The 24297-nt window shown below is 41.4% G+C and carries 19 protein-coding genes; 7 read left to right on the forward strand and 12 right to left on the reverse strand.

Features of this window, described 5'->3' with window-relative positions; translation table 11 throughout:
• Positions 1–52: 52 nt before the first annotated feature.
• The 4 genes from NK987_RS11520 to NK987_RS11535 form a co-directional block, all read right to left on the reverse strand.
• Complete coding sequence (locus tag NK987_RS11520; RefSeq protein ID WP_258424281.1) at positions 53–1159, reverse strand: DUF4221 family protein; 1107 nt, start codon at positions 1157–1159, stop codon at positions 53–55.
• A gap of 217 nt (positions 1160–1376) precedes the next feature.
• Positions 1377–3011, reverse strand: a complete 1635-nt coding sequence (pruA, locus tag NK987_RS11525; protein ID WP_258424280.1) for an L-glutamate gamma-semialdehyde dehydrogenase — start codon at positions 3009–3011, stop codon at positions 1377–1379.
• 216 nt (positions 3012–3227) lie between these two features.
• Positions 3228–3923, reverse strand: a complete 696-nt coding sequence (locus tag NK987_RS11530; protein ID WP_259263958.1) for a YjjG family noncanonical pyrimidine nucleotidase — start codon at positions 3921–3923, stop codon at positions 3228–3230.
• Positions 3924–3933: 10 nt separating this feature from the next.
• Positions 3934–4317, reverse strand: coding sequence for an ArsR/SmtB family transcription factor (locus NK987_RS11535; RefSeq protein WP_258424278.1), 384 nt, complete (start codon positions 4315–4317; stop codon positions 3934–3936).
• 195 nt (positions 4318–4512) lie between these two features.
• Between NK987_RS11535 and NK987_RS11540 the strand changes: the two genes are divergently transcribed.
• On the forward strand, positions 4513–5103 hold the full coding sequence (locus NK987_RS11540; protein ID WP_258424325.1) for a carboxypeptidase-like regulatory domain-containing protein: 591 nt from the start codon (positions 4513–4515) through the stop codon (positions 5101–5103).
• Positions 5104–5292: 189 nt separating this feature from the next.
• Here NK987_RS11540 and NK987_RS11545 read toward each other — a convergent pair whose 3' ends face one another.
• On the reverse strand, positions 5293–6198 hold the full coding sequence (locus tag NK987_RS11545) for a mechanosensitive ion channel family protein (RefSeq protein ID WP_259263959.1): 906 nt from the start codon (positions 6196–6198) through the stop codon (positions 5293–5295).
• 405 nt (positions 6199–6603) lie between these two features.
• Here NK987_RS11545 and NK987_RS11550 point away from each other — a divergent pair, with 405 nt between their 5' ends.
• Positions 6604–9552: a DNA polymerase III subunit alpha gene (locus tag NK987_RS11550; protein ID WP_259263960.1), complete on the forward strand. Its 2949-nt coding sequence runs from the start codon at positions 6604–6606 to the stop codon at positions 9550–9552.
• 65 nt (positions 9553–9617) lie between these two features.
• Here the strand turns inward: NK987_RS11550 and NK987_RS11555 are convergent, their stop codons facing one another.
• Entirely contained in the window at positions 9618–10472 is an 855-nt protein-coding gene (locus NK987_RS11555) for an alpha/beta hydrolase (RefSeq protein ID WP_259263961.1), read from the reverse strand.
• 353 nt (positions 10473–10825) lie between these two features.
• On the opposite strand from NK987_RS11555, the gene NK987_RS11560 reads away from it, so the two are divergent.
• The 3 genes from NK987_RS11560 to NK987_RS11570 all read left to right on the forward strand — a co-directional run bounded on the left by NK987_RS11560 (position 10826) and on the right by NK987_RS11570 (position 13713).
• On the forward strand, positions 10826–11440 hold the full coding sequence (locus NK987_RS11560) for an NADPH-dependent F420 reductase (RefSeq protein WP_259263962.1): 615 nt from the start codon (positions 10826–10828) through the stop codon (positions 11438–11440).
• A 293-nt stretch (positions 11441–11733) separates the two neighbouring features.
• Complete coding sequence (locus tag NK987_RS11565) at positions 11734–12348, forward strand: NADPH-dependent F420 reductase (RefSeq protein ID WP_258424269.1); 615 nt, start codon at positions 11734–11736, stop codon at positions 12346–12348.
• A gap of 129 nt (positions 12349–12477) precedes the next feature.
• Positions 12478–13713, forward strand: coding sequence for a hypothetical protein (locus tag NK987_RS11570; protein WP_259263963.1), 1236 nt, complete (start codon positions 12478–12480; stop codon positions 13711–13713).
• Here the strand turns inward: NK987_RS11570 and NK987_RS11575 are convergent.
• Together NK987_RS11575 and NK987_RS11580 are read right to left on the reverse strand one after the other, a co-directional pair.
• The gene (locus tag NK987_RS11575; RefSeq protein WP_259263964.1) at positions 13703–14104 is read right to left on the reverse strand and encodes a group III truncated hemoglobin; all 402 of its coding nucleotides are present in this window, start codon (positions 14102–14104) and stop codon (positions 13703–13705) included. The two genes, NK987_RS11570 and NK987_RS11575, sit on opposite strands and share 11 nt — an antisense overlap.
• On the reverse strand, positions 14104–15357 hold the full coding sequence (locus NK987_RS11580; protein WP_259263965.1) for an alkaline phosphatase family protein: 1254 nt from the start codon (positions 15355–15357) through the stop codon (positions 14104–14106). The genes NK987_RS11575 and NK987_RS11580 overlap by 1 nt, the downstream gene beginning before the upstream one ends.
• Positions 15358–15515: 158 nt before the next feature.
• On the opposite strand from NK987_RS11580, the gene NK987_RS11585 reads away from it, so the two are divergent.
• Positions 15516–16139 carry a Uma2 family endonuclease gene (locus tag NK987_RS11585; protein ID WP_259263966.1) on the forward strand — a complete coding sequence of 208 codons (624 nt, stop codon included), beginning with the start codon at positions 15516–15518 and terminating at the stop codon, positions 16137–16139.
• A 53-nt stretch (positions 16140–16192) separates the two neighbouring features.
• Here the strand turns inward: NK987_RS11585 and NK987_RS11590 are convergent, their stop codons facing one another.
• Positions 16193–17284: an agmatine deiminase family protein gene (locus NK987_RS11590; protein WP_259263967.1), complete on the reverse strand. Its 1092-nt coding sequence runs from the start codon at positions 17282–17284 to the stop codon at positions 16193–16195.
• Positions 17274–18122 (reverse strand): carbon-nitrogen hydrolase, encoded by an 849-nt coding sequence (locus NK987_RS11595; RefSeq protein WP_259264050.1) that lies wholly within the window; start codon positions 18120–18122, stop codon positions 17274–17276. Before NK987_RS11595 ends, NK987_RS11590 begins: the two co-directional genes overlap by 11 nt.
• Before the next feature lie 220 nt (positions 18123–18342).
• On the opposite strand from NK987_RS11595, the gene NK987_RS11600 reads away from it, so the two are divergent.
• Positions 18343–20478, forward strand: coding sequence for a M3 family metallopeptidase (locus NK987_RS11600; protein ID WP_259263968.1), 2136 nt, complete (start codon positions 18343–18345; stop codon positions 20476–20478).
• Positions 20479–20703: 225 nt separating this feature from the next.
• On the opposite strand, the gene NK987_RS11605 is transcribed toward NK987_RS11600, so the two are convergent.
• Entirely contained in the window at positions 20704–23385 is a 2682-nt protein-coding gene (locus NK987_RS11605) for a hypothetical protein (RefSeq protein ID WP_259263969.1), read from the reverse strand.
• A 73-nt stretch (positions 23386–23458) separates the two neighbouring features.
• Complete coding sequence (locus NK987_RS11610) at positions 23459–24289, reverse strand: fimbrial biogenesis chaperone (RefSeq protein ID WP_258424262.1); 831 nt, start codon at positions 24287–24289, stop codon at positions 23459–23461.
• Positions 24290–24297 lie beyond the last annotated feature (8 nt).

A 24297-nucleotide genomic window follows, 5' to 3' on the forward strand; every position in this document is an offset into this window, starting at 1 on the left:
ATAATGACTTAAAGAAAAAAATTGAATACCACAACCTCTTTTTTGCTCCTACTCAAAAATCAAAAACAATCCTTACATACCCTTCCCTATCATCGCTTTGCTGTTCTGCCAATTTTAGATAAAATCCATTGGGTGTGAAAAATCCTGAAGGTATGATCTTTTGATTGTTAAAAAATAGCTCCGCAACTTTTCCGAACTCACTGTCCAAAAGAATAAAGCTGCTTTCATTCGTGTAAGTTTCTAAATCTGATTCTTTTGTTTCAATATTTACATACCTCAACAACCTCTTCCGATAAGGATCGTATTGGGTGAATTTGTATCTACTTGTCTTCATACTAGGATTAAAAACTGTCCACTCTCCCCTAGGTTCGGTTTTACCTTTTTCAAAAGTCAAAGGTTTGGAACTTCGTCCATCCACCCAAAAACCATTATCCGAATCTAAAATCAATAAGGAATCATTTGCAGGAAAATTGACCACAAAAAGATCGCGGTCAATAATAAAGGAATGGGCAAAAACCCCAAGTTCAGGATCATCATAGAGTTCCCTGTATTTTTCGGGATAGTTGAAGCCTACAGAATCAAAATTTTCCGAACGGGTATCCAATTTCCATAACCAATCCCGGTAATTCATATTAGGTTCTTTGAGTACAAATGGAACATCAGCCAAAAGCAAGGTCTTGGTTGCAGGATCATAGGTCATGTCATTGCCATTCATCGCAGAAAAATTAGCGGCCAACCTTTCCTCCGGCACCGCAGGCAAAGGAAATCTGCTGATAACTTTCCCTTCAAAATCTGTATGAACAATTTCTTTCTGATCTGAGATAAAAAACAATCCATCTTCAGTAATTAAACTCCCCGAAATAAAAGAGCCGATCCCATCAGGACCTTCTACAAAAAAATTGGTACTCGAAATCAATTTGCCCGAGGGGTAACCGTATTTCAAAAGCCTTTTGTCATACCATGCATAAAGGAAACTGCTATCATTCTCTTCAAGGTAAGCGAATTTGGCAGGGAGGTTTTTTGTGAATTCATCCTTTTCGAAGTAAATGGTATCTGAAATGTATTCGGTCAACTCGCCGGATATGAATTCGGGAGATTTGGATTCCTTGGAATTACAAGAAAAAACAACTGCCAAAAGAAAAAAGAAATACTTACCCATAACTTATTTTTCAACTTTGAAGTTAATTTATTGTCCAATTATTTCAAGCCTAGGTATCATTTATTTGAAAAATTCCATAAGTATCCTTTTTTCAATTAACCTTACAATTTAAAATTCTAAAAGAAAAAAGACCACCAAAGCCTAAATGCTCCAATGGTCTTTTCTCTGTATTGCCTCTTTTCTCTCGCTCCTCGGCTCTCGCCTCTCGTTTCTTATCTCAATCTTTCCCCAAAAACGGATACCTATAGTCCACCGGGGATACAAACGTTTCCTTAATGGTTCTTGGAGAAACCCAACGCAGCAAATTGATCATGGAACCGGCTTTGTCATTGGTACCGGATGCCCTTGCACCTCCAAAAGGCTGTTGACCCACGACCGCACCTGTCGGCTTGTCATTAATGTAGAAGTTTCCTGCTGCATTTCTCAGTTTTTTGGTTGCCAACTCGATCGCATACCTATCCTGAGAGAATACGGCTCCTGTCAAAGCATAAGGCGAAGTCTGATCGACCAACTCCAATGCTTCCTCAAAGTGCTCCTCATGATATACATAAATAGTCAAAACAGGACCGAAGATTTCTTCACACATAGTGGTGTACATCGGATCTTTGGTAAGAATAACAGTCGGTTGGATAAAATATCCCTTAGACTTATCATGGTGCCCTCCAGCAATGATTTCAACACCTTCTGCATTCTTGGCATTATCAATATACTTGGAGATTTTGTCAAAAGACTTCTCGTCGATGACCGCATTGATGAAGTTTGTAAAGTCTTCAGTCGGCCCCATGCTCATTGAAGCCAAATCTTCCAAAAGGTATTTTTTAACATCAGGCCAGATATTGGAGGGGATATAGGCGCGTGAAGCAGCGGAACATTTCTGTCCCTGGTATTCGAATGCTCCTCTTGAAAGCCCAACGGCTACTGCTTTGGCATGTGCGGATTTGTGAGCAAGGACAAAGTCTTTGCCACCGGTTTCACCCACGATTCTTGGATAAGATTTGTACTTGAAGATATTTTCTCCGATAGTTTTCCAGATGTTTTGGAATACTCCGGTAGAACCGGTAAAGTGGATTCCTGCAAAATCAGGATGGTTGAAAATGATCTTACCGGCTGTTGGGCCGTCCACAAAAACCAAATTGATGACGCCATCCGGCACGCCTGCTTCCTTGAAAACCTGCATCAATACGTTGGCTGAATAGATTTGGGTGTAAGCAGGTTTCCACACTACGGTATTACCCATCATCGCAGGTGCTGTTGGTAGGTTTCCTGCGATAGCGGTAAAGTTGAAAGGTGTCAAAGCAAAAACAAAACCCTCAAGCGGTCTTTGCTCAAGTCTGTTCCAAACTCCTGCACCGGAAACAGGAGGCTGCTGTGCGTAGATTTCGGACATGTACTGTACATTGAACCTAAGGAAATCAATGAACTCACAGGCGGCATCTATTTCTGCCTGAAAAGCATTTTTGGATTGTCCCAACATGGTGGCCGCATTGATTTTGGCACGATAGGGTCCAGCCAATAGATCAGCTGCTTTGAGGAAAATAGCAGCTCTTTGTTCCCACTCCATGGATTCCCAAGCTTCTTTTGCTCCCAAAGCAGCATTGATCGCTTGCTCCACATGAGAGGCATCTCCCTCATGAAAGAATCCCAATAAATGCTTGTGGTCATGGGGAGGAGACATAGATTTTTTGATTCCTGTCCTCACTTCATCGCTTCCTATATACATAGGAACATCGACAAGCTGTGATCTGAATTCTTTTAGTGTCTGCTGAAGTTCGATCCTTTCGGGGGAACCCGGCGCATAACTTTTTACCGGTTCGTTGACTGGCTTGGGAACATTAAAAAAACCTTTGAGCATATCTATTTGAGTTTATAATTTCTGATTGGGCAAAGATAAGTACTCCCTTTCTGAAAACCTGCCAAAATTGAGGATTGGAAGTTGAAAAGTTGTAAATGTTGTAGTTCTTGTAATAGTTGTCTGCTTCGCGTTGTCGAGTTCTCAGGTTGTTGAAAAAAACATCCTATTACGTGGTTCTGGCCTCTTATCTCCCTTATCTTGGTACTTGATACAATCTCACAATAGCCCTTCTAATTCCTTCAGATGCCGAATAGTATGCGTCGGCTGATGCTCGATACCTTTTTCATGTGGATCAAAAAAGACCTGATCTATATTGGATCGTATGGCTCCTAATATATCCGAATTGGGATTGTCTCCTATCATGATACAATCAGCCGCAGTAACTGACAATTTATCCATGGCATATTGGAAAATCTGAGGGTCAGGCTTTTTGTGACCGGTGGTTTCAGAAGTCACTACCAAGTCAAAGTAGGGAGTAAGACCAGAAGAATGCATTTTCTTGGCCTGACTTTCATTGAAGCCATTGGTGATGATATGCATTTTGTAATGCGGTTTCAAATAATCCAAAATTTCTTTGGAATAGGGAAGTAAATGCGGCTTGGAGGAAGTCCTGTGCATAAAATCCTCTTCCATATCTTTAGGAACATGTTCCCCCAACACTCCGGCTTTCTCAAATATGAGTTTAAATCGGGTTTCCCTTAAGTTTTTTTTGTCGATTTTGCCAAAGTCATACAATGCCCACAGCTTGAAATTGACCTGATAAAATGCGTCAATGAAAGCCTGGTAGTTTGGAATCCCTACTGAGATCAGCTGGTAAATTTCAAACAACTCTGATAATGATTCTTGCACATTGGTATCATAATCCCAAAGGGTATGGTCCAAGTCAAAGAAAATGTGTCGGTACTTTTTCAAATGGGAGATACTATTTACGGTATGGGTTATTCTCTATTTTATTGATGGCCAATTCCCGATTGGAAAGCAGGATATTGTAGACATCCTGATCTCGTTTGAAATTGGGGTCTTTTTGGATAAACTTAAAAATCTGCTGGATGATTTCATGGGCTTCGTCCAAGATATAGTAAAAAATCCATTGGTCCACCCTCCTGCTCCCCAACAAACCCGAGTTCTTGAGGTATATCAAGTGCCTACTGGTTTTTGTCTGGGTAAAGTCCAGGATATGCTCTAGATCAGATATAGACAGTTCCTTGTTTTGGAGCAAAAGATGAAGGATACGGACTCTCGGCTCTTCGGAAAGTGCTTTAAAAATCCTCATTCCATAACTTAAGCTGATATTTTTAAGTCGCATTTAGTAAATTTAACGAATAAAACCCGGTCGAAATTAAGCAAATGAAACTAAAATAGGCTAATATTATACCCAAATTAGAAAACCTAATTAGTCTGAATTCGGTTCAGCGAATCCAATAAGATAAACTGTATTACCTTGAAATTTAAAGTAAACCCGATAGCTGTTTTCCTATTTTTCACCCTTTTCATTTTGGGGATTGAAGACGGTTTTGCCCAGGATAGAGAAAAGAAAGTTATCCAACTCTCCGGAATCATCCTCAATTCAGACAGTACGGATGCAGTACCGGGAGTCAACGTATATGTTCCAAAAAAGGGACGTGGCACGAGTTCAGGCAGATATGGCTATTTTTCGATGCCGGTTTTGGAAGGTGACAGCGTGATTTTCAGCTTTATAGGTTTAAGGAAACAGTCCTTTAAAGTCCCAGAAAGGGTCGAAGACGACAAAATTTCCCTGATCCTTACCATGCAGGTGGATGAGATTGCTTTATCAGAGATAGAAGTCATGCCCTATCCCACCGAAGAAGATTTCAAGAGACAGGTCCTCGCAATGAATTATGAAGCTCCTATGACGATAGACAGGACAGGTAACCTGAGTCCGGAGACACTTCTTAGGTACGCGGAAGCAATGCCTGCTTCAGGCAATGAAAACATGAGGTATTTCCAGCAGGGACAGATAATGCAGATCCAGGACCGCTATGGACCAAGACCCTTTACTTTGATGGATCCATTTGCCTGGTCAAAGTTCATCCAATCCATCAAAAGGGGTGACCTGAAGAAAAAAGATTGACACGCAAGATCATAATAAAATCAAAAGGCTCAAAATTTATCACTTTGAGCCTTTTTTAATTTTGATAGTTTGATTTTTTGAACAATAACTCACCAAACGATAATTTCTAATCCAATATCTACAAATATCCAGTATCAATCAATATCTCCTTACTAATCAAAATAGCCTCAAACAGAGCGGCTTGTTTATTCAATTTTCAAGACTATTATTACCTTTCTCCAAATAAATTGAAGTAATAGGATATACAATCCTGATGTCTTTTTCTGCCCTGAATCTGTCTATGATCGCCTCTGTAATCTGATGTTCAAAAACCCTTCTTTTCCTTGGTTTGCACAAATACCGGAGCGAAAGCTGAATACCCCTCTCTTGGATTTTGGTATAAACAGTCGGCGTATATTGGCTAAAAGAAATAAAGTGCTCCTTTTGCGCTCTTCTCAAATCAGCCTCAATTGTCTTATAATCAGGTGAAAGAAGCCCATTCATGATTTCCTTTAGCAGGCTGCAGGCTTTTTTGTAATCAGATTCCAATCCGATAAATATGTTTTGCTCATTCCAGATATAATCAAACCCTTGACTGTAATTGGCTTGCGGATCAATAAATACTTTGCCGTTGGGCACATGCACAATTCTGCCTGTACTTTGTTCGCCGTCGACCCAGTTGCCGACCTCCAGCAAGCTGAATTGGAACAACCTTAGGTCAACCACATCCCCTTTGAATTCTCCGATCTGAATCCTGTCACCTACATCAAAAGGCTTTCTCCAATAGATAAAAATCCATCCTGCGATGTTGACAAAAATATCCTTGAGTGCAATCGCTATACCCGCAGACAACAAACCCAAAAAGGTGGTAATGGATTGAAAATTGATGATCCAAATATTTCCTATCAGCAAAAAACCTATAAATACAAGTGCATATTCCACTGTCTTACGGGAATGGAATTTCTTTTTGATTTCGACATCATTTCCCCTTTCTATGATTTTATAAGCCCCTTTCTTGATCAGCCACAAAACCAAAATCACAAGGATGGTTTTATAAATATTCCATCTGATGTCGTAGGCAATAATGTCGTTCAAATATTCAACGTAGTTCTCCATGGCAATTACAGATTGTCTAAACTAACCTTACTTTGGTATATTTCAAACTCCAAACTTTTCTTTATTGTACATACTTCATTTTTTGACAATTTCCCCCATTCCGTTTTTTAATGTAGTTACTTTTTGTTTACATTATAAACACATAAATGTTTATTTAATAAACATTTTAAAAAATACAATGATGTAAATAATTGGATGCGATCTCCGTCATGTGTCGTAATTACATCAAAAGTTAAAAACCAGGATTGATACTGAAACCTATATCGCCGAAGGCATATTTCCACCTATATCGCTTTAGCTTATATCACTTAGTATCGCTGAAGGCATGCCTGCCTTACCTTCGGTAGGTATCAACTTATATCGCTTTAGCATATATCAACCAATATCAATAAGTACCCTTTAAATATGCTTATCAACTGCCATTCCTTTTACAGCTTTAAATACGGGACGATGTCCGTGGAAGCACTGATCGCTGAAGCGAAAGGCAAAAAACTCGACTCCCTCGCTCTCACCGACATCAACTCCACTGCCGGCGTGTTTCCCTTTATCCGCGAAGCACAGAAAAAAGGCATCCATCCCGTCATCGGCATTGACTTCCGTAACGGCGTTCGACAGCAATACATCGGCCTTGCCAAAAACCAAGAGGGCTTCTTCGAACTCAACAAACACCTCTCCCACCACCGCATCAAAGGAATTCCCTTTGATGCCAAGGCTCCCGCTTTTCAGAATAGCTTTATAGTATATCCCTTGCCTACGAAGTTTTTTGCCCTGCGGGAAAATGAATTTGTAGGCGTACACCCTTATCAGCTCAACAAAATCGTGAAGTCGCCTTGGTTCAGGTACAAGGACAAACTCGTCCTGCTGCAGCCTGCGACATTCAGCTCCAAGTTGGAATTCAACGCCCACCGCCTCCTCCGGGCGATCGATGGCAATACCTTGCTCAGCAAGCTGGAAACCGAAGAACAGGGCGAAATCTGCGACATGCTCTACAGCTATGCCGATATGGTCGCACGCTGCGAAGGCCACAGCTACCTGCTGTACAATGCACAGAAACTGCTCGAAGCCTGTCAGTTTTCCTTTTACTTCCAAGCCGTCAAAAACAGGCGGGACATCCTCGGTTCGGACTGGGAAGATTACGACTACCTCAGGCAGGAAACATTCAAAGGTGCCCTCATGCGCTATGCAGACCTGACGGCCGAGATCAGCAAGCGGATCGAAAAAGAACTTGAACTCATCCAGCAAAAAGGTTTTGTCTCCTACTTTCTGATCAATTACGACATCGTCAACTTTGCCCACAGCAAAGGCTATTACCATGTCGGACGGGGCAGCGGTGCCAATAGCATCGTCGCTTACTGTCTCTACATCACCGACGTGGATCCGATTGAGCTGGATTTGTACTTCGAGAGATTTATAAACCTGTATCGTGAAAACCCTCCTGATTTTGACATAGATTTTAGCTGGACAGACCGGGACGAGGTGACGGCGTATATTTTTGAGAAATACAACCAAGGAAATGAGGAGCATGTAGCCCTGCTTGGTTCGTACAGTACATTCCAGTCCAATTCCATGCTGCGTGAACTGGGGAAAGTCTTTGGCCTGCCCAAAACAGAAATCGAATCCCTGATCTACTATGCCGGCAAACCGGGTTATGTTCCCGACCAATACGGGAAGCTGATTATCAAATACAGCGAGGTTCTCCACGGAATGCCTTCCCATCTGACTATCCATGCCTGCGGTATTCTGATTTCCCACAAACCGATACATTATTATACCGCAACAGATATGCCGCCAAAGGGATTTCCCCTGGCCCATATTGACATGCATGTGGCTGAAGACATCGGACTGTATAAGTTTGACATCCTCAGTCAGCGTGGTCTCGGTCATATCAAAAGTGCCATCGAAATCATCGAACAAAACCAGGGTGTCAAGGTCGATATCCGTGAGGTGGAAAAATTCAAAAAAGACCCAAAAATCAAAAAACACCTCAGGGATGGACATACCATTGGGGCATTTTACGTCGAGTCACCTGCCATGCGCATGCTGCTCGCCAAGATGAAAGCCGACGAATACCTGGAGCTCGTGGCTGCCAGCTCCATCATCCGTCCGGGGGTGGCACGCTCGGGCATGATGCGGGAGTATATCTTGCGGCATGTGGACGAGGAGCGCCGCAAAACCGCCCATCCGGTGATGATGGACATCATGCCCGAAACCTACGGCATCATGGTCTACCAGGAAGATGTGATCAAGGTGGCGCACTACTTTGCAGGGCTTTCCCTCTCGGAAGCGGATGTACTGCGCCGAGGTATGAGCGGCAAGTCCCGATCGAAGGAAGAATTCAAGCATGTCCATGACCAGTTCTTTATCAACTGCGAAAAACTGGGGCGTGACCCAAAAATCACAGCAGAGGTCTGGTATCAGATCGAGAGCTTTGCGGGATATTCTTTTGCCAAGGGACACTCGGCTTCCTTTGCCGTGGAAAGCTATCAGAGCCTGTACCTCAAAGCCTACTTCCCGCTCGAGTTTATGGTCGGGGTGATCAATAACTTCGGGGGATTTTACCATACGGAGTTTTATGTCCACGAGCTCCGCATGAACGGCGCCGACATACAGGCACCCCACATCAACGAGAGCGACTACCTGACCAATATCAAAGGCAAGACCGTCTACTTGGGATTTATCCACCTGAAGTTTCTCGAAAAGGCTTCTGTCGAAAAAATCCTCCGGGAAAGGGCTGTCAACGGACCCTATCTGGGATTATCCGATTTTATCGCAAGGGTAGAAATCAGCCTGGAGCAGGCGCTGATCCTGATCCGGATCGCCTGCTTCAGGTTTACAGGCAAGAGCAAACAGGAACTGCTTTGGGAGGCGCATTTTATCCTAAACAAAAGAAAAACTGTGGCTGTCGGCAATGAACTGTTCAAAAAATCAGGTTTCCGTGAACTGCAGGTTCCCGAACTCGAAGCTGCCGACATCCGGCAAGAGATCGTCGATCAGATAGAAATCCTGGAGTTCCCGCTTGATTCTCCCTTTCTGCTGATCAAAGACCAATCCGTGGCGAGCATCAAGGCAAAGGAAATGAAACTATATCTAGGTAAAACGGTGGAGATTATAGGCTACCTCGTCACCATCAAGTACACGAGGACGGTTAAGGGCGACGTGATGAACTTCGGCACCTTTATCGACAGGGACGGAGACTGGATCGACACGGTTCATTTCCCTCCTGTGGTGAAAAAACATCCCTTCAAAGGCCGCGGCATCTACCTGATCAAAGGCAAAGTCACACAGGAATTTGATTTCTACAGCATCGAAGTCAGCAGCTGTGACAGGATGGAGTATTGGAATGCGACTGATTGAAATCGTATTTACACCTTTCCCTAAAATGGGTAATTGTAGTAACCATCCTTACAACTTTCAATTTATCATTGCTCCTCCATAAACTCCCCGATCCATTTATAGACCTTGTTTGGGCTATAGAGAAACTGTACAATCATTGGCTTGTGTTTCTTCCCTTTCTGAAGATGGAAATTAGGTTCGGGTTCTATCTTTTTATATTCTTCCAAAAATCTTTCTGTAGTCTTTTCGATTCCAGGCAAGGTCTTTCCTCCCATCAAAATCAGCATCTGGGGATCTTTTTCATCCAAATAGTATATCGGTGAGGTATCCTTCCAAACCTGCGGATCATCTGTGAATGCCTGAAGATATTCTGAGCCAGGCGCATAGTTCATTTCCTTCAAAAACCAATACATATCCAACCCTGCCGCATCTATCAAAACTGTTCCCTTTATGGGATTTTCCACACCCAAGGTGTCAAAATATTCATCACGAACCGAAATCAGACTCGCCAAGTGTCCTCCCGCAGAATGCCCTGAGACGTAAATTTTGTCGGGACTTCCTCCATAGGTTTTGATATTCTGTGCTGTCCAACTGACTGCCCGTGCTGAGGCTTTGGCCATGTCATGCACCTGATAATCAGGACTGAGTGGGTAATCGATGATGACTGAGACAATTCCTTTCCTTGCCAATCTTGATCCTAGAAAATTATAAATGTCTTTATTGCCTGAATTCCAGCTTCCTCCGTGGATAAAAAGCAGTACCGGACTACTCCCATCCGCCTTTTTGGGAGCAAAGACATTCAATTGCTTTTCCGGAAGATTTTCCAATAATCCCTTTTCCATATAAGTGATTCCTTTGCTCCGCTGAACAGATTTGAAAGAACAGGAAAAAGAAAAGATAGCAAGGATGGTGAAAAGGAGACACCGGTTACAAAATTTCATAAAACGATGGTGGGTTGATTCTGGAAAGATAACAAACATCCGACAATAGGGTTTAAAAACCCTAGCAAAGAAATTACAAAATCAAATCCACAAAGAGATTCCAAAATAAATTTGGATTTTCTTGTTTGACACCTTACTTCAAGATCATTTTACTTTAAAAAATTATTAAATTTCCATATTATATTTTGTTATTTATTTTTGTAATGTTAATTTTCACAGGTTTCTAAAGACAATACCAAGTTTTAATCACCTTTTGTACTGAAATCTAAGTCAAATATCCTGACCATATCAAACAAGCCCTAGAAAGGATATGGTGTATTCATCTTCAATCACCATTTTGGTAATACAGAAAAATGAAAATAGGCATATTAGGCGCCACCAAACTGGCAGCCGCATTGGGCAATAAATTCCTCTCTTCTGACACAAGTGTCATTTTTGGTGTCAGAGAAAATTTCGAAGCGAAAGAAATTGAATGGAAAATTCTCAGCAAACATTCCGATAAAGTTTTTGGCTTCAAAGAGGCAATACTTCGATCAGATTATATCCTGATGTGTTGTGACAATGAACATCTGACCCAACTTTGTGAATGTCTTTCAGAATCCGATTTGGACAACAAAACTGTAATTGACTGTACCAATGCATCTTTTGGCCATGAGTATGACTGCAATTACTTTTTGATACAGCACTTTTTGAAAGGAAAAAAAATCTACAAAGCATTCAATAATCTTGGAATAGACTATCCGATTTCGGATGTTCTCGGTCTGATCAAGGAAACCTACTTTTGTGGCGAAGACGGACCTGAAAAACTGAAAGTCAAAAAACTGATAGAAAAATCGGGGTTTCGGGCGATCGATGCAGGTACTTCCGAAAGTGCATTTTTGCTTGAAGCATTTTTCCATCTGAGCAAAAAAATCGCCGCCAACAAAAAGGAAAAAACAGAATACCATTTTAAGCTGATCACGGTCTAAGCTTTAGTAATCGATCCCAATTTTCTTGGATTTGTTCAGTTTTTCTCAATAAATGAATTTTTTTTTTCACCTTAAAAAGCTCTTCTTATTTTGTTATTTGGCAGTCATGATTACTAAATTGTATTTCATTTTTTCTTCCAAATTTTATCAAAAAATAATTTTGAGTTAGAAACCTAATTATCTATATTTCAATCCCTTCCGAATACAAATAGACTCTAATCGCAACTCAGAAGGCATAAATTATCATCCACCAATTGGCTTTTTCACCCAAAAGTCAAGCAACGAAAAAGGATATGAAAATAGGAATCTTAGGCGGAACAAAACTTGCTTCCACCCTTGGCAACAAAATGTTGGCCATGAACCAAACAGTGGTTTTTGGAGTCCGTGAAGACTTCGTAACCAAAGAGATCGAATGGAAAATCCTCAACATGTACCTTGACAAAATCTTCAGCTATGATACAGCTATAGAGATGTCAGATATTTTATTGATCTGCTGCGAAAACGAGCACCTTCCAAAGGTCTGCGAAAGTCTATCCGCATCAGATCTGAAAAACAAGATTATTATCGACTGCACAAACGGTGCTTACACGGCGGAATTTTCCTGCAACACCACCTTGATCAAAAAAAGTATCGGTCAAAACAAACTCTTCAAGGCGTTCAATAACCTTGGAATCGACTACCCAAAATCAGATCCTATGGGTTTGGTAAAAGAAACCTACTTTTGCGGACCTGATTCTGCTGAAAAGCTGAGTGTCAAAAAAATCATTGAGTGGGTAGGATTCAGACCTGTAGATGCCGGGGAAATAGAAAATGCCATGCTATTGGAAGCTTTCTATCATCTGAGAAAAACCATCTCCTTCCAAAGACCTGAAAAAATGGACTACCACTTTAAATTGATAGCGGTATAGCCTGATTCTACTTTAAATCAACTCCCTATAATAAGACAGACTAACACCTTTTGGTGTAACTGTCAGATATTACCTTTTTTTATCTATTTTTAGGTTTGACATATTTTTCAAAACCAATCAGATTGCTCTGTGGAAATCAATGAAACACCAAATCCTGAGGATTCTTCGGAAGAATTGGCATGGATTAAAAACCTCCAAAGAAACAGCTGGGAACCTGAAGTCATCATTTCAGGTATTTCCTTGGCATTTATTTTTGCATTTCCAGCACAGATTTATGATTTCGCTGTGAAATTGACACAGGATTATGGATTGGAATTTATAGGTGCATATCTCGTACTACTTTATCTCTCTATCATTGTCAGCGTATTCAAGATATTTTTTTCTGTTCACCTTGTTCTCAGATTTACTTGGGCGGGATTATTGGGATTGAGCTATGCATTTCCCAATGGAGTGATCAATGAAAAATTATTCAAAAACTCAAGGGATTTTCAATACAAAAAGCCTCAGGAAATGGTCTTGAAATTAGAGAAGATCTGTAGTATGGCTTTCGCTTTTCCAATGATGATGGGGATGATTTTTATCGTATTTACCCTATACCTCGGACTTTTACTTTTTTTATATAGGTATTTTGATCTTAACTTTTTTATGATTTACCTGTTTTTTTTAGCCTCCTTGGTTGGATTTGGGCTGTTATCGGCCTTTTCGAAAAAAAACAAATTTAAATCCAGTTTAAATGCTTCCATTTTCAGTACTGTCCAGGCGGTCTATCAAAGCAATCTTGGCAAATGGTCCATTTCAGCTTATTCTATTTTCATCATGGGATTGACGGCACCTTTTATAAAATCTGACTCTAAGGGTTTTTTTAATTTTGCCAATTATGCCAACCTAGATCAAGAGCTACTTGAGTGGCCTGACAATTCGATGTATTTTGAGGATCAAAAAGATCCTCAAAAAAGATTTCCCCGCGCGATGATGCCTTCTGCAAATATCTCTGGTGATTTCACGAGTATTTCAATTGCCTACTATGATGAAGACAATAAAAATTTTGAAAAAATAAAAGAAGGAATCCATACTTTGCCCGATTCTTTGGCTTGGCCATCTTTGGAAAATCAACAAGACCTATACAAAATATACCTGAATGATAGTCTAGTCAGCAATAAAATTACCGAATGGAAAAAAGTGTCCTATGGCGCAACCGGCCAACGCGCATACCTTGTGGTTCTCGATATAAATAGCTTAAAGCCCGGAGCTCATGAAATCCGGATAGAAAAGCTTACCTTATTTGGAGCATTGGGATTTTCAGAACCCGAAATCAAGTACCGGAAAAATTGGGCAAAATTCTCTTTTATCAAAGTCACATCTTGATTCCCCTTGCTTCCATAAGGCGAAAAAAAAGGATATGCGCCATATTCCTTGCATGTTCTTTGGCATAGTCGGCGTTCTTTCCTTCAAAGTATGTATCCAAAGTTGAAAACCAAAGTTCCAGCCAATTGCCAAAATGTACCTGGGTGATGGTATTTTCGGTTTTCGCATCCACTTCTTTGTGAACCGGAACAGGACTGAACTTACCTGCACCGGGCCCGGACTGCAGCAAAATCATCTCCCAAAAATCCGTCAACCGCCCCAAATGCGATTCCCAGTCTTTTATTACATCATTGAAAATAGGGCCAAGAGATTCGTGCTTTCTGATCCGGGCATAAAAACTCCTGACCAAAAGCGACACGTCTTCCCTGTTCTCGATTTCTTTTCTTTCCATTACTTTCTCTTCAAGACAGGTTCCAAAACCTCTAATTTTCCATCAATTCCCTGTGGAATCGGCAATCCCAAAATTGTCGCCAACAAAGGATAAATATGGATATTTTCAAAAGCCGGGATAAGATTTCCACTTTTTATCATTGGTCCATTTGCATAGAAAATCCCCTGCATGTCTTCATACTCCGGACTAAATCCATGCTCTCCAAATACCTCGGTTTTGAACATTGCAGACCTGTTTTGGTAAGAAACCATTCCTTTGGAAGTCGTCAGGTAATTCCCCAAATCTGGCAGGATAATCAAGTCACCAAAGCGGTTTCTATACTTTTCGATATTTTTATAATACTCCCTGTCCTCCACCCGGACTACTTTGTAATGCATAGCTTTATCATTGAGTTCCTTAAGTATTTTTTCAAGGTCCTCTTTATTTTCCAAATGCAAATGTGCCAAAGCCCCGTTGTTAACAACTCTTGCATCTATCCCTTCGGTTATTTGATCCAGATTCAGCAGATTCCCTTTGGGAATATTGGTCATCCCATGGTCAGAAACTAGAAATATGTTGATATCAAGGTCAAAACTCTTCAATCCCTCGAATAAGGCTCCAAGTTCCCGGTCTAATTTTTCCAGTCTTCCACTGATTTCCTTGTCATTATCAGGACCAAACCGATGCCCGATGTCGTCCATATCCGAAAAATAAAGGGTAATCATCCGTGGCCTTTCCTCCTCAGGAAGCTGCAACCACTCAAAAACCTTGGAAATCCGGGTAAGATTGGAAACTGCACCATCATAGCTGAAATAATAACTCGGCCGGATTCCCTGCACCGGTGCTTCCGAACCTACAAAAAAGTAGCTTGCGGCCTTCATGCCGTTTTGCTCTGCCAATACCCAAATAGGTGTTCCGCCATACCAATATTCATCCTCGACAATGTCCCTATTTCCCATACTATAAACCAAGTCCTTTTCGGGTTCATAAAAAGAGTTGTCAACCAATCCATGATTTTCAGGCTTCAGTCCGGTGGCAATGGTATAATGGTTTGGGAAAGTTTTACTTGGAAAAGAAGGTATCAGTGCTTCTGCGGCAGTTCCGTTTTGGATAAAACGGGAAAGATTTTCAGGTTTGAACCTTTCGACATAATCATGCCTGAAACCATCGAGTGAGATCAGAATCACATATTGGTCTCTTTCTTGGGAAAAAGCCGAATTGCTTAAAAAAGTTAGGAAAAGAAATAATGCCAAAGGTAATTTCATCAGAGACATCTACGTTAGGTTTGAATTGAAGACAAAAGTAGCAGAAGAAAATTTGGCAGCCAATAGGTATTTCAGTCATGTCAAAATTAAAATCTGACAACATAAAATGGAGTCATCAACTAGATGTCTACTTTTCAACCACTGCCATTTTTTTATATCTTAGAAGTATGAAAATCATTGATCCAAAATCCGCGGTCCAAAACAAGGTCGAAGAACCATCTACAGAATACGGTGTGTATTCTTATGCAGACTATTTGACGTGGGAGTTTGATGAAATGGTGGAGCTTATCAAGGGAAAAATTTTCAAATCTGCTGCTGCGGCACCAAGAAGAATTCATCAAAAGGTCTCAGGAAATATTTTTTTCAGATTATATCAGCATCTAGAAAACCATCCATGTGATGTTTTTTCAGCACCTTTCGATGTCCGTCTTCCTGTCAAGTCAAAAAGAAATGAAGATATTTTCACTGTTGTCCAGCCTGATATTTCAGTGATTTGTGACAAATCCAAATTGGATGACTTGGGATGTATTGGCGCACCTGACCTTATTGTGGAGATTCTCTCCCCAGGAAACAACCAGAAAGAACTCAAAAACAAATATGAGGTCTATGAAGAAAGTGGTGTAAAAGAATATTGGATTGTATCACCATATGAATTGACACTATTGATTTATACTCTTGTGGATGGAAAATATGTCCCATCCAAACTTTTTACTGTTGGCGATATAGTGGAATCAAAATGTATCCCCAAATTCAAACTTGATCTTGACGAAATTTTCTCAAATTTGGATTAAAAAAAATCCCAAGCTTTTGACTTGGGATTTCATTGAATATCTGAATACAAAATCTAAACGAGGGGTTCTTGCTGACTGAGGCAATGGAACGAACCCAAACCCCAGATTAGATCCAAGGAATTTACCCCTATAACCTTTCTTTCCGGAAAACATGAGGTCAGGATCTCCAAAGCCTTATCGTCATTTTTGTCATGAAAAGTCGGTACAATCACTGCATGGTTTGCAATATAGAAATTGGCATATGAGGCAGGAAGCCTCTGATCTTCGTAGTATTTGGCAGATGGCATGGGAAGCTCAATGACATTCATCTGCTTGCCGTCTTCCAACCTTAATTCGTGGAGCAATTCCAGATTTTCCTTCAATGGAGCGTAATTCTCATCTGATTTATTATACTCAACTACAGTCACGACAGTATCTTCATTGACAAAACGCGTAAGGTCATCTATATGGCCATCGGTATCATCTCCGATAATGCCATCTTTCAGCCACAAAATATTCTCAACACCATAATAGCCTCTTAGATATTCCTCAATCTGATTTTTGGAAAGGTGAGGATTTCTGTTTGGATTGAGAAGGCAAGCTTCAGAAGTCAGCAAGGTGCCTTTTCCATTGAACTCGACAGAACCTCCTTCCATGACAATGCCCGGTTGGAAGCAGGGAATATTTCTAAAATCAGCGATTTTGATCGGAATCTGATTGTCCAAGTCATAGGGAGGATACTTGTCTCCCCAGGCATTGTAATTCCATTTGACCAAAATCTTCTTTTGTTCAGCTTCAGGATTGATCAAAAAAGCAGGACCATGGTCTCTGCACCAAGCATCATTGGTAGGGAAAAAGTGGAAGAAAATCTTGCTAAGATCCACACCCGCAGTCTGCAAATGTCCCAAAGCAAATGCCTTCATTGCCGCATCTTTCACATTGATATGAACTTCTTCACCCAAAGCCACATGTTTGATAAACTCAGCATAGGCCGGGAAAATAGTATGGATTTTACCCGGCCATGATTCTTCTTTGTGCGGCCAACTCAGCCAAGTCGCCTGATGTGGTGCAAATTCAGCAGGGAAATAATATCCCAATTGATTTGAACTGATACCTCCTGCTTTGGAAATTTCTAAGATATCTTTTGAATAAATATTAGTCTTCATCAATGAATCTTTTTACGATAGGGGAATAAGAATCTATACGTCTGTCCCTCAAAAACGGCCAGTGGGTTCTGTATCGGTCGGAATTCTCCATATCGAGTTCCTGCACATGTACTTCTTCTTTTACATGGTCCGCTTGGTACAATATCCTCCCAAAAGCATTGGTCGCAAAAGATCCACCCCAAAACTGCTGATTTCCTTCTGTTCCTACCCTGTTGACAGAAACTACAGGAACCCCGTTTGCCACGGCATGTGAACGCTGTATAGTCTGCCAAGCCTGGTATTGTTCGTCGTTGGTTTCTTTTGTTGCTTCTTTGTGCCATCCGATAGCTGTAGGATAAAACAGGATTTCTGCCCCCATCAGTGAAGTGATCCTTGCAGCTTCCGGATACCATTGATCCCAACATATCAACACGCCGATCGTTCCGACTTTGGTTTTGAAAACTTTATACCCCATATCTCCCGGAGTAAAATAGAATTTCTCATAATACCCCGGATCATCAGGAATATGCATTTTGCGGTATTTACCAAGGTATTTCCCATCAGCATCTATTACTGCGGTAGTGTTGTGGTAAAGGCCTTCAGCTCTTTTTTCAAACAAAGATGCCACAATGACTACTCCCAATTCTTTTGCCAATGAGGAAAAAGTTTCAGTTGAAGGTCCGGGGATGGCTTCCGCAAGTTTGAAATTATCATGATCCTCCACATCGCAAAAATACAAGGAACCGAAAAGCTCCTGCAAACATACGATCTGAGCACCTTTGGCTGCTGCCTCACGGATTCCCGCAATGGCTTTGGCCATATTGTCTGAGAGGTCATTGGAACAAGATGTTTGCACCATGCCTACTTTGATGGTTCTTTTTGACACTTTGGTTGATTTAAATGGTTACTATTTCCTTTGAGTTTCAAAATTAGACTATTATTCAAAAATATTAAACCCATATAAAATACATAATGGTTCCCCGGCACCTGGTAATTCCACTTTTTCAAAAGGCAAACCGGAGAAATAGCCCTCCCCGATTTTTCCATATATTTGCAGCAGAACCCAAATGTATGTTCTCATGAAAAAAACAATTATTGCAATGGCAGCTTCAGGAGCATTGCTCTATGCCTGTGGTGCCAAAGAAGAAAAAACTGAAAATAGGAACCCATTCTTTGAAGCGTATGATACGCCTTTTGAAGTCCCTCCTTTTGACAAAATCGAAAATGAGCACTTTTCTCCTGCCATCTTAGAGGGGATCAAGCAACAACAAGCTGAGATCGACGCGATCGTCAATAATCCTGAGGACCCGACTTTTGCCAATACCATTGAAGCCATGGAAAAATCCGGGGAATTGCTAGCCAAAGTCTCTACAGTATTTTACAATTTCAATTCCGCCAACACCAACGATACCATTCAGGCAATTGCCAAAGAATTGGCTCCTGAGATCTCCAAACACTCAGACAATATTAGCCTAAATGAAAAACTCTTTGCAAGGGTAAACAGCATTTGGGAAAAGAAAGAAAACCTTGGCTTGAATGCAGAACAGCAAAAACTGTTGGAAAAAACATACAAGTCTTTTGTACGAAACGGTGCCAACCTCAATGAAGCAGACAAGGAAAAACTAAGAAAAATAAATTCCAGACTTTCAGTCTGGAGTCTCACCTTCGGCCAAAATCTATTGGCAGAAACCAATGCTTTCAAGCTGTTTGTAGACAATGAAGCTGACCTGGCAGGACTTCCCCAAGAACTGCGGGATGCCGCCAAGGCAGATGCCAAAGCTGCAGGTGAAGAAGAAAAATGGTTATTTACCCTACAGAATCCGAGCATCATGCCTTTCCTCCAATATGCTGAAAATAGGGAGTTGAGGAAGCAGATCTGGGAAGCTTACCAAAGCCGCGCCAACCATGACAATGACAAAGACAACAAAGCCATCTTGGTGGAAATGGCAAACCTGAGAAGAGAAAAAGCACAATTGCTCGGTTATAATACGCATGCCGATTACGTCCTTGAAGAATCGATGGCCAAAACTTCAGAGCAGGTTTATAAACTTCTGAACCAACTTTGGACTCCTGCTTTGGCAAAAGCCAAACAAGAAAAAGATGAAATGCAGGCAATTGTCACAGCAGAAGGCAAAGATTTCAACATCGAGCCTTGGGACTGGAGGTTTTATGAAGAGAAACTCCGTCAACAGAAATTCAACCTTGACGAGCAGGAAGTGAAGCCTTATTTCGCTTTAGACAAAGTGCAGGCAGGAGTCTTTATGGTTGTCAAAAACCTTTTTGGATTGACATTCGAAGAAATCAAAGACATCCCAACCTACCATCCTGATGCCAAAGCTTATGAAGTCAAAGAAGCAGATGGAACACACGTGGGTGTTTTATATATGGACTTCCATCCAAGACCATCCAAAAGAGGCGGTGCTTGGATGACATCTTACCGTCCACAGCAAACCATTGATGGCGTCAGAAAAGCGCCAGTGATTTCGATTGTTTGCAATTTCTCAAAGCCAACCGGAGATGCACCGGCATTGTTGACTTTCGATGAGGTGACGACTTTCTTCCATGAGTTTGGACATGCGCTTCACGGATTGCTGTCCAATGTGCAGTACAGAAGCCTTGCAGGCACTTCGGTTCCGAGGGATTTTGTCGAGCTGCCTTCACAGATTATGGAAAACTGGGCGACCGAACCTACAGTCCTGAAACAATATGCCATCCACTACAAAACAGGCGAACCTATCCCTGATGAGTTGATCGAAAAATTGAAAAACTCAGGTACTTTCGGACAGGGATTTGCCACAACTGAGTATTTGGCTGCCTCGCTTTTGGATCTGGATTACCATACTCAAGAAAAGGAAATCGTAGGAAGTGCCAATGATTTTGAAAATGCATCTTTGGAAAAAATCGGACTGATGAGCGAAATTATCCCAAGGTACCGCAGCACTTATTTCCAGCACATTTTTGCAGGGGGTTATTCCTCGGGTTATTATAGCTATATCTGGTCGGGGGTTTTGGATACAGATGCTTTCCAGGCATTTAAGGAAACAGACTTATTTAATCCTGAAGTAGCATTGGCTTTCAGAAAAGAAATCCTTGAAAGAGGAGGAACAGACGAGCCGATGAAAATGTATGTCAACTTCCGTGGTGCTGAACCAAAGATCGATGCGCTTTTGAAAAAAAGAGGCTTGGATCAGGTGACCGTTGACAGGAATAATTAAAAGAAAACCTTTGAGGTCTTTTCCAGACCTCGAAGGTTTTGAATTTTGATAATCCGGTGAGGATTATTAATCCAATAAAGCCATCCTAGCTCAAAAGCTGGATGGTTTTTTATTTTTTTTCAAATTTGAACCAAGAAAAACCATTTACATGTCGGCACATCGGACATCGGTCATCTGACAATTTCCTAGGCAATAATAAACTTATCAAAAAACACCCACTCCACTTCACTCCTTCTTATACCTCAGCTTAAAATTCAAATTCTCAAGGTAATCCCCATCAGCTAAGGCCTTTACCTCAAATTCAAGGATTCCAGGTTCGGAGGTCACATTCATAAACTCCAACTGCTTAGGATCTGCATAAAGTCTATATTTACCCGGCATCAGACCAAAAACATAGAAACCACCGTCTGTAAATGTACGCAAAAGCTGAAGCGGTTCGCTATCATTCAGTTTTTCCAGGATCAATCTTAATCCACCCAGGCCTTCTTCTTTGCTATTGTGGTCTACGACTACATATCCCTCAATAATTCCTGTTTGGTACAAAGGAATATCAATACTCCTATACCTGTTTGGCTCGGCCACAAATGTAAATCGCTTCACCTTTGGGGCAAGGTTAGGATTTGGCAATGCATGGATATCGACTTCCATCTGGTATTTCCAATATGCTTGCAATTGGGTGATCCTCAGGATACCGTCAGAACCTAAAAGCATGTTTGCAGATCTGTCCAACCGCACCGCTTTTGCAGGAACTACCACCTCTCCCGGATCGAAGACCCCGTTTTCATTGGCGTCAATAAACAGACGTACTGCAACTCCTGAACGGGTAACTTGGTCTCTGTTGTCGGGCAAAATATATCCTGAAGGATCGATACCCAGAGATCCTGTGATAGCCTGTTGTGCTGAGTAATTATTCCTGCTTGCTGAAAACTGGGTAGAAGTCCTTAAGCCTCTGAAGTCATAAAGGAATCCCAACTGAAACTGACCTTTCTCCCTGATGGCATCCATTTCATAACCCATGGTAAGCCTACCCATTTTGAAGAGGGTCTGAGACATCATGAGATTGTAAGAAATCGGGGTTTTATTATAAGTATCATACCTGTATTGTCCCCTGAAAAACATCCCCCTAACAAAAACAGGGACACTTGGATCCCTCTTGAGGGTATAAGTCACCGAAGCTGTAAATTGGCCAATGGCATTGTACAGGTTTGGTGGTTCGATCCCTGTACCGATATCTTTTAGTCCGCTGATCCGAGCGCGATAGTTGACCCGGGCTACTACCCTACCGATCTGGGTATTGAAATCCGTTTGGTAGTTGGTCCTAAAACCGCTTTCGTACCATTGTCTTTCTCCGGTGATCCTGAATCCGGAAAATCTCCCAAAGGTTTTGAAAGGAAAAAATGCATTGAGGTTTGCCTCTCGGACCTGACCTACGAGGTTGAATTCTGATTCCGGAACAAATTCTGTAAACTGGGCATTGATACTGGTATTGTTGGCATAAAAAACCGATGCAGAAGCTTGGTAATACCTGTCAGGCAAAACATCCACATTCAGAAGATACTGTTGCCGTATTCTGGCAGAAAGACCAAAAACGCCATAAGTCATATTCTTTCCAAATACAGCACCATTGTCCACACCTGCCCTGACTGTCAGTGCATTGGTCACTCCATAAGCAATGTCCGCATGACCGATGAGGTCCTTATCCAAACTATCAAGGCTTGTTTCAGCCAATCCGGCCTGTAAATTATAGGTTACAAACCCTTTTGGTAAAAAAGTGAAAGGAATCTGCAGTTGTCTTTCCTCTATTTTGACTTCACCTTGTGGGGTATAGATCCTAATAGCAAGACGTACAACTCCAAAACTAATAGGCGCATTGAACCGGTAATATCCTACATCATCTGCTCTGAGAAAATCAACCAACTGTCCGCCAATCAGAAGTTCTACTTCAGAATCCGGCTCTGTGTAGCCATCGATAACAAAAACGTCAAGTTTCATCCTTGGGATGACCGGATTGTTGGTAATGCCAACACCTAAAATACCGACCGAATTGTTTAGCCCTGTGGTATTGATCTGTCCCACAGAAATACCCGTCATACCGGCATTCTTATCCGGCAAAAGACCTCCCGGTAAAACATAACGCCACCTTGCCCCTGAAAAAGAAGAGAAAAGACTTCCTTCCTGAACAGTTCCCGAATACAATCCCTGGAGATCCCCTCCCAAAAATTCCATTCCAGCATTTAATAGAATCCCTAGGTTTTGACTTCCGTCACCATAATTGTAATTGAGGTTATAATCCAACATTCCGGGAGCAAACAATTTTCTGTCTCTCCCATGAAGCAGCGGGGCATCTGATAAGTCTTTATTGGCTGCGGATTGCTGAAGTTTCTTTCTCAAAGCTTCCCTTTTCTGCCTTTCGTCGATTGGAAGCGGAAATTCTGCGGTGAGGCTTAGTGAAAGTGCATTGAAATTGACCAAGAAATTCAGCCCAAAAATCCTAGAATAATAGTCGGGGTGAAGGTAAATGTCCATTCCGCCCATATAAAATTTATCGGCCGGAAGGGTTTCTCTGTTGCCTTTGATCGTTACCATGCCTAGTAGAGGATCAATAAGCCAATTGTCATTTTTGCTTGGAAAAGTCCCTTGAAGGCCTTTTCCATTGCTTGTCCTTTCGTTGCCGATATACAACATGCTAAGCACTTCGCCTAAAGGCAGAAACGGCACATTATCAAAAAATACTACATTCAAATAGGCCTGTCCCAATGAGGGATAGGAAAAAGTAAGCATGGCTTCGCCATCAGGTTCTTGCTGTGCCTGTAGGTTTTTGGTCGAAAAAACCAAAATTACCATCAAAAGCACCGAAAGAACCCCCTTCAATTTTTTTGATTCAATAAAAGGAAACTGGTAAGCCAAAATTTTATATTAAAAAGAAGCGAGATAAATATTTCATTAAACTGAAATCGAATTGCCTTAGGGCAAATCGAAATCATGGGATTCTGACAAATATTCTTTTACTTATAGGGGCACTCTGCACCAGATCCGAGGAAGGGATGTCTGATCTTTTGGTTTCAAATTGAAGTTCAAGCTGGTATTCTCCTGAGGCCAAACCTTCGGGAATATTGACATCGATCCCTTTCTTTCCCGAAAAATACATCGCAACTGTTTCTTCTTTTTGGGAAACTACTTTGTCTGATGCATCCCTCAACGTAGCGGATATACTTCCTAGAAAGGGGGAATTGCCGGTGGTAACAAAATCTGCGATTGCTCTTAAGTTACCTTCTGCCATGGAAGTAGACACATCTCCGATTTCAAGTCCGGTTGAGGTCTGTCCGTTTTTGTAAAAAGCAGCAATCACTTGGTCAAATTTGAAATTGATCTGAGTGGAAACCTCTGATTCTACAACCTGATCTACATCCTGCGCCTGATTGTTGGAAGTCACTTTGACTCTGGTAAAATAAGTACCGGCAGGCAAGGAACGGTCAGGTCTCAACTGTAACCTTACTGTTTGCTGCTGCTGTGGTGCCAAGACGAAAGTCCTGGGAAATGCCCTTAATCTGTCACCAAGCCCATATTGCTTGTCTTTGATACTGTCGCCGTAGACCATCACCAAATTGCCAAGATCATCACTGCCGGGATATCCGAAAATAAAGCTCACGTTGATTTCTTGGGTAATCTCTGAAGGATTGGTAATGTAAAGGGAAGCAATGCCATTCTCATCCAAAAAAACCGAAGTCGGTGCAATGGATATCTGCGCCATAGCAGGCACAGCCAAAAACAGGAATAAGCTTACTGATAAAGCTTTGATTGTCTTTTTCATAAAATTGA

It is taken from the genome of Aquiflexum gelatinilyticum (assembly GCF_024813435.1).
Lineage (GTDB): Bacteria > Bacteroidota > Bacteroidia > Cytophagales > Cyclobacteriaceae > Cognataquiflexum > Cognataquiflexum gelatinilyticum.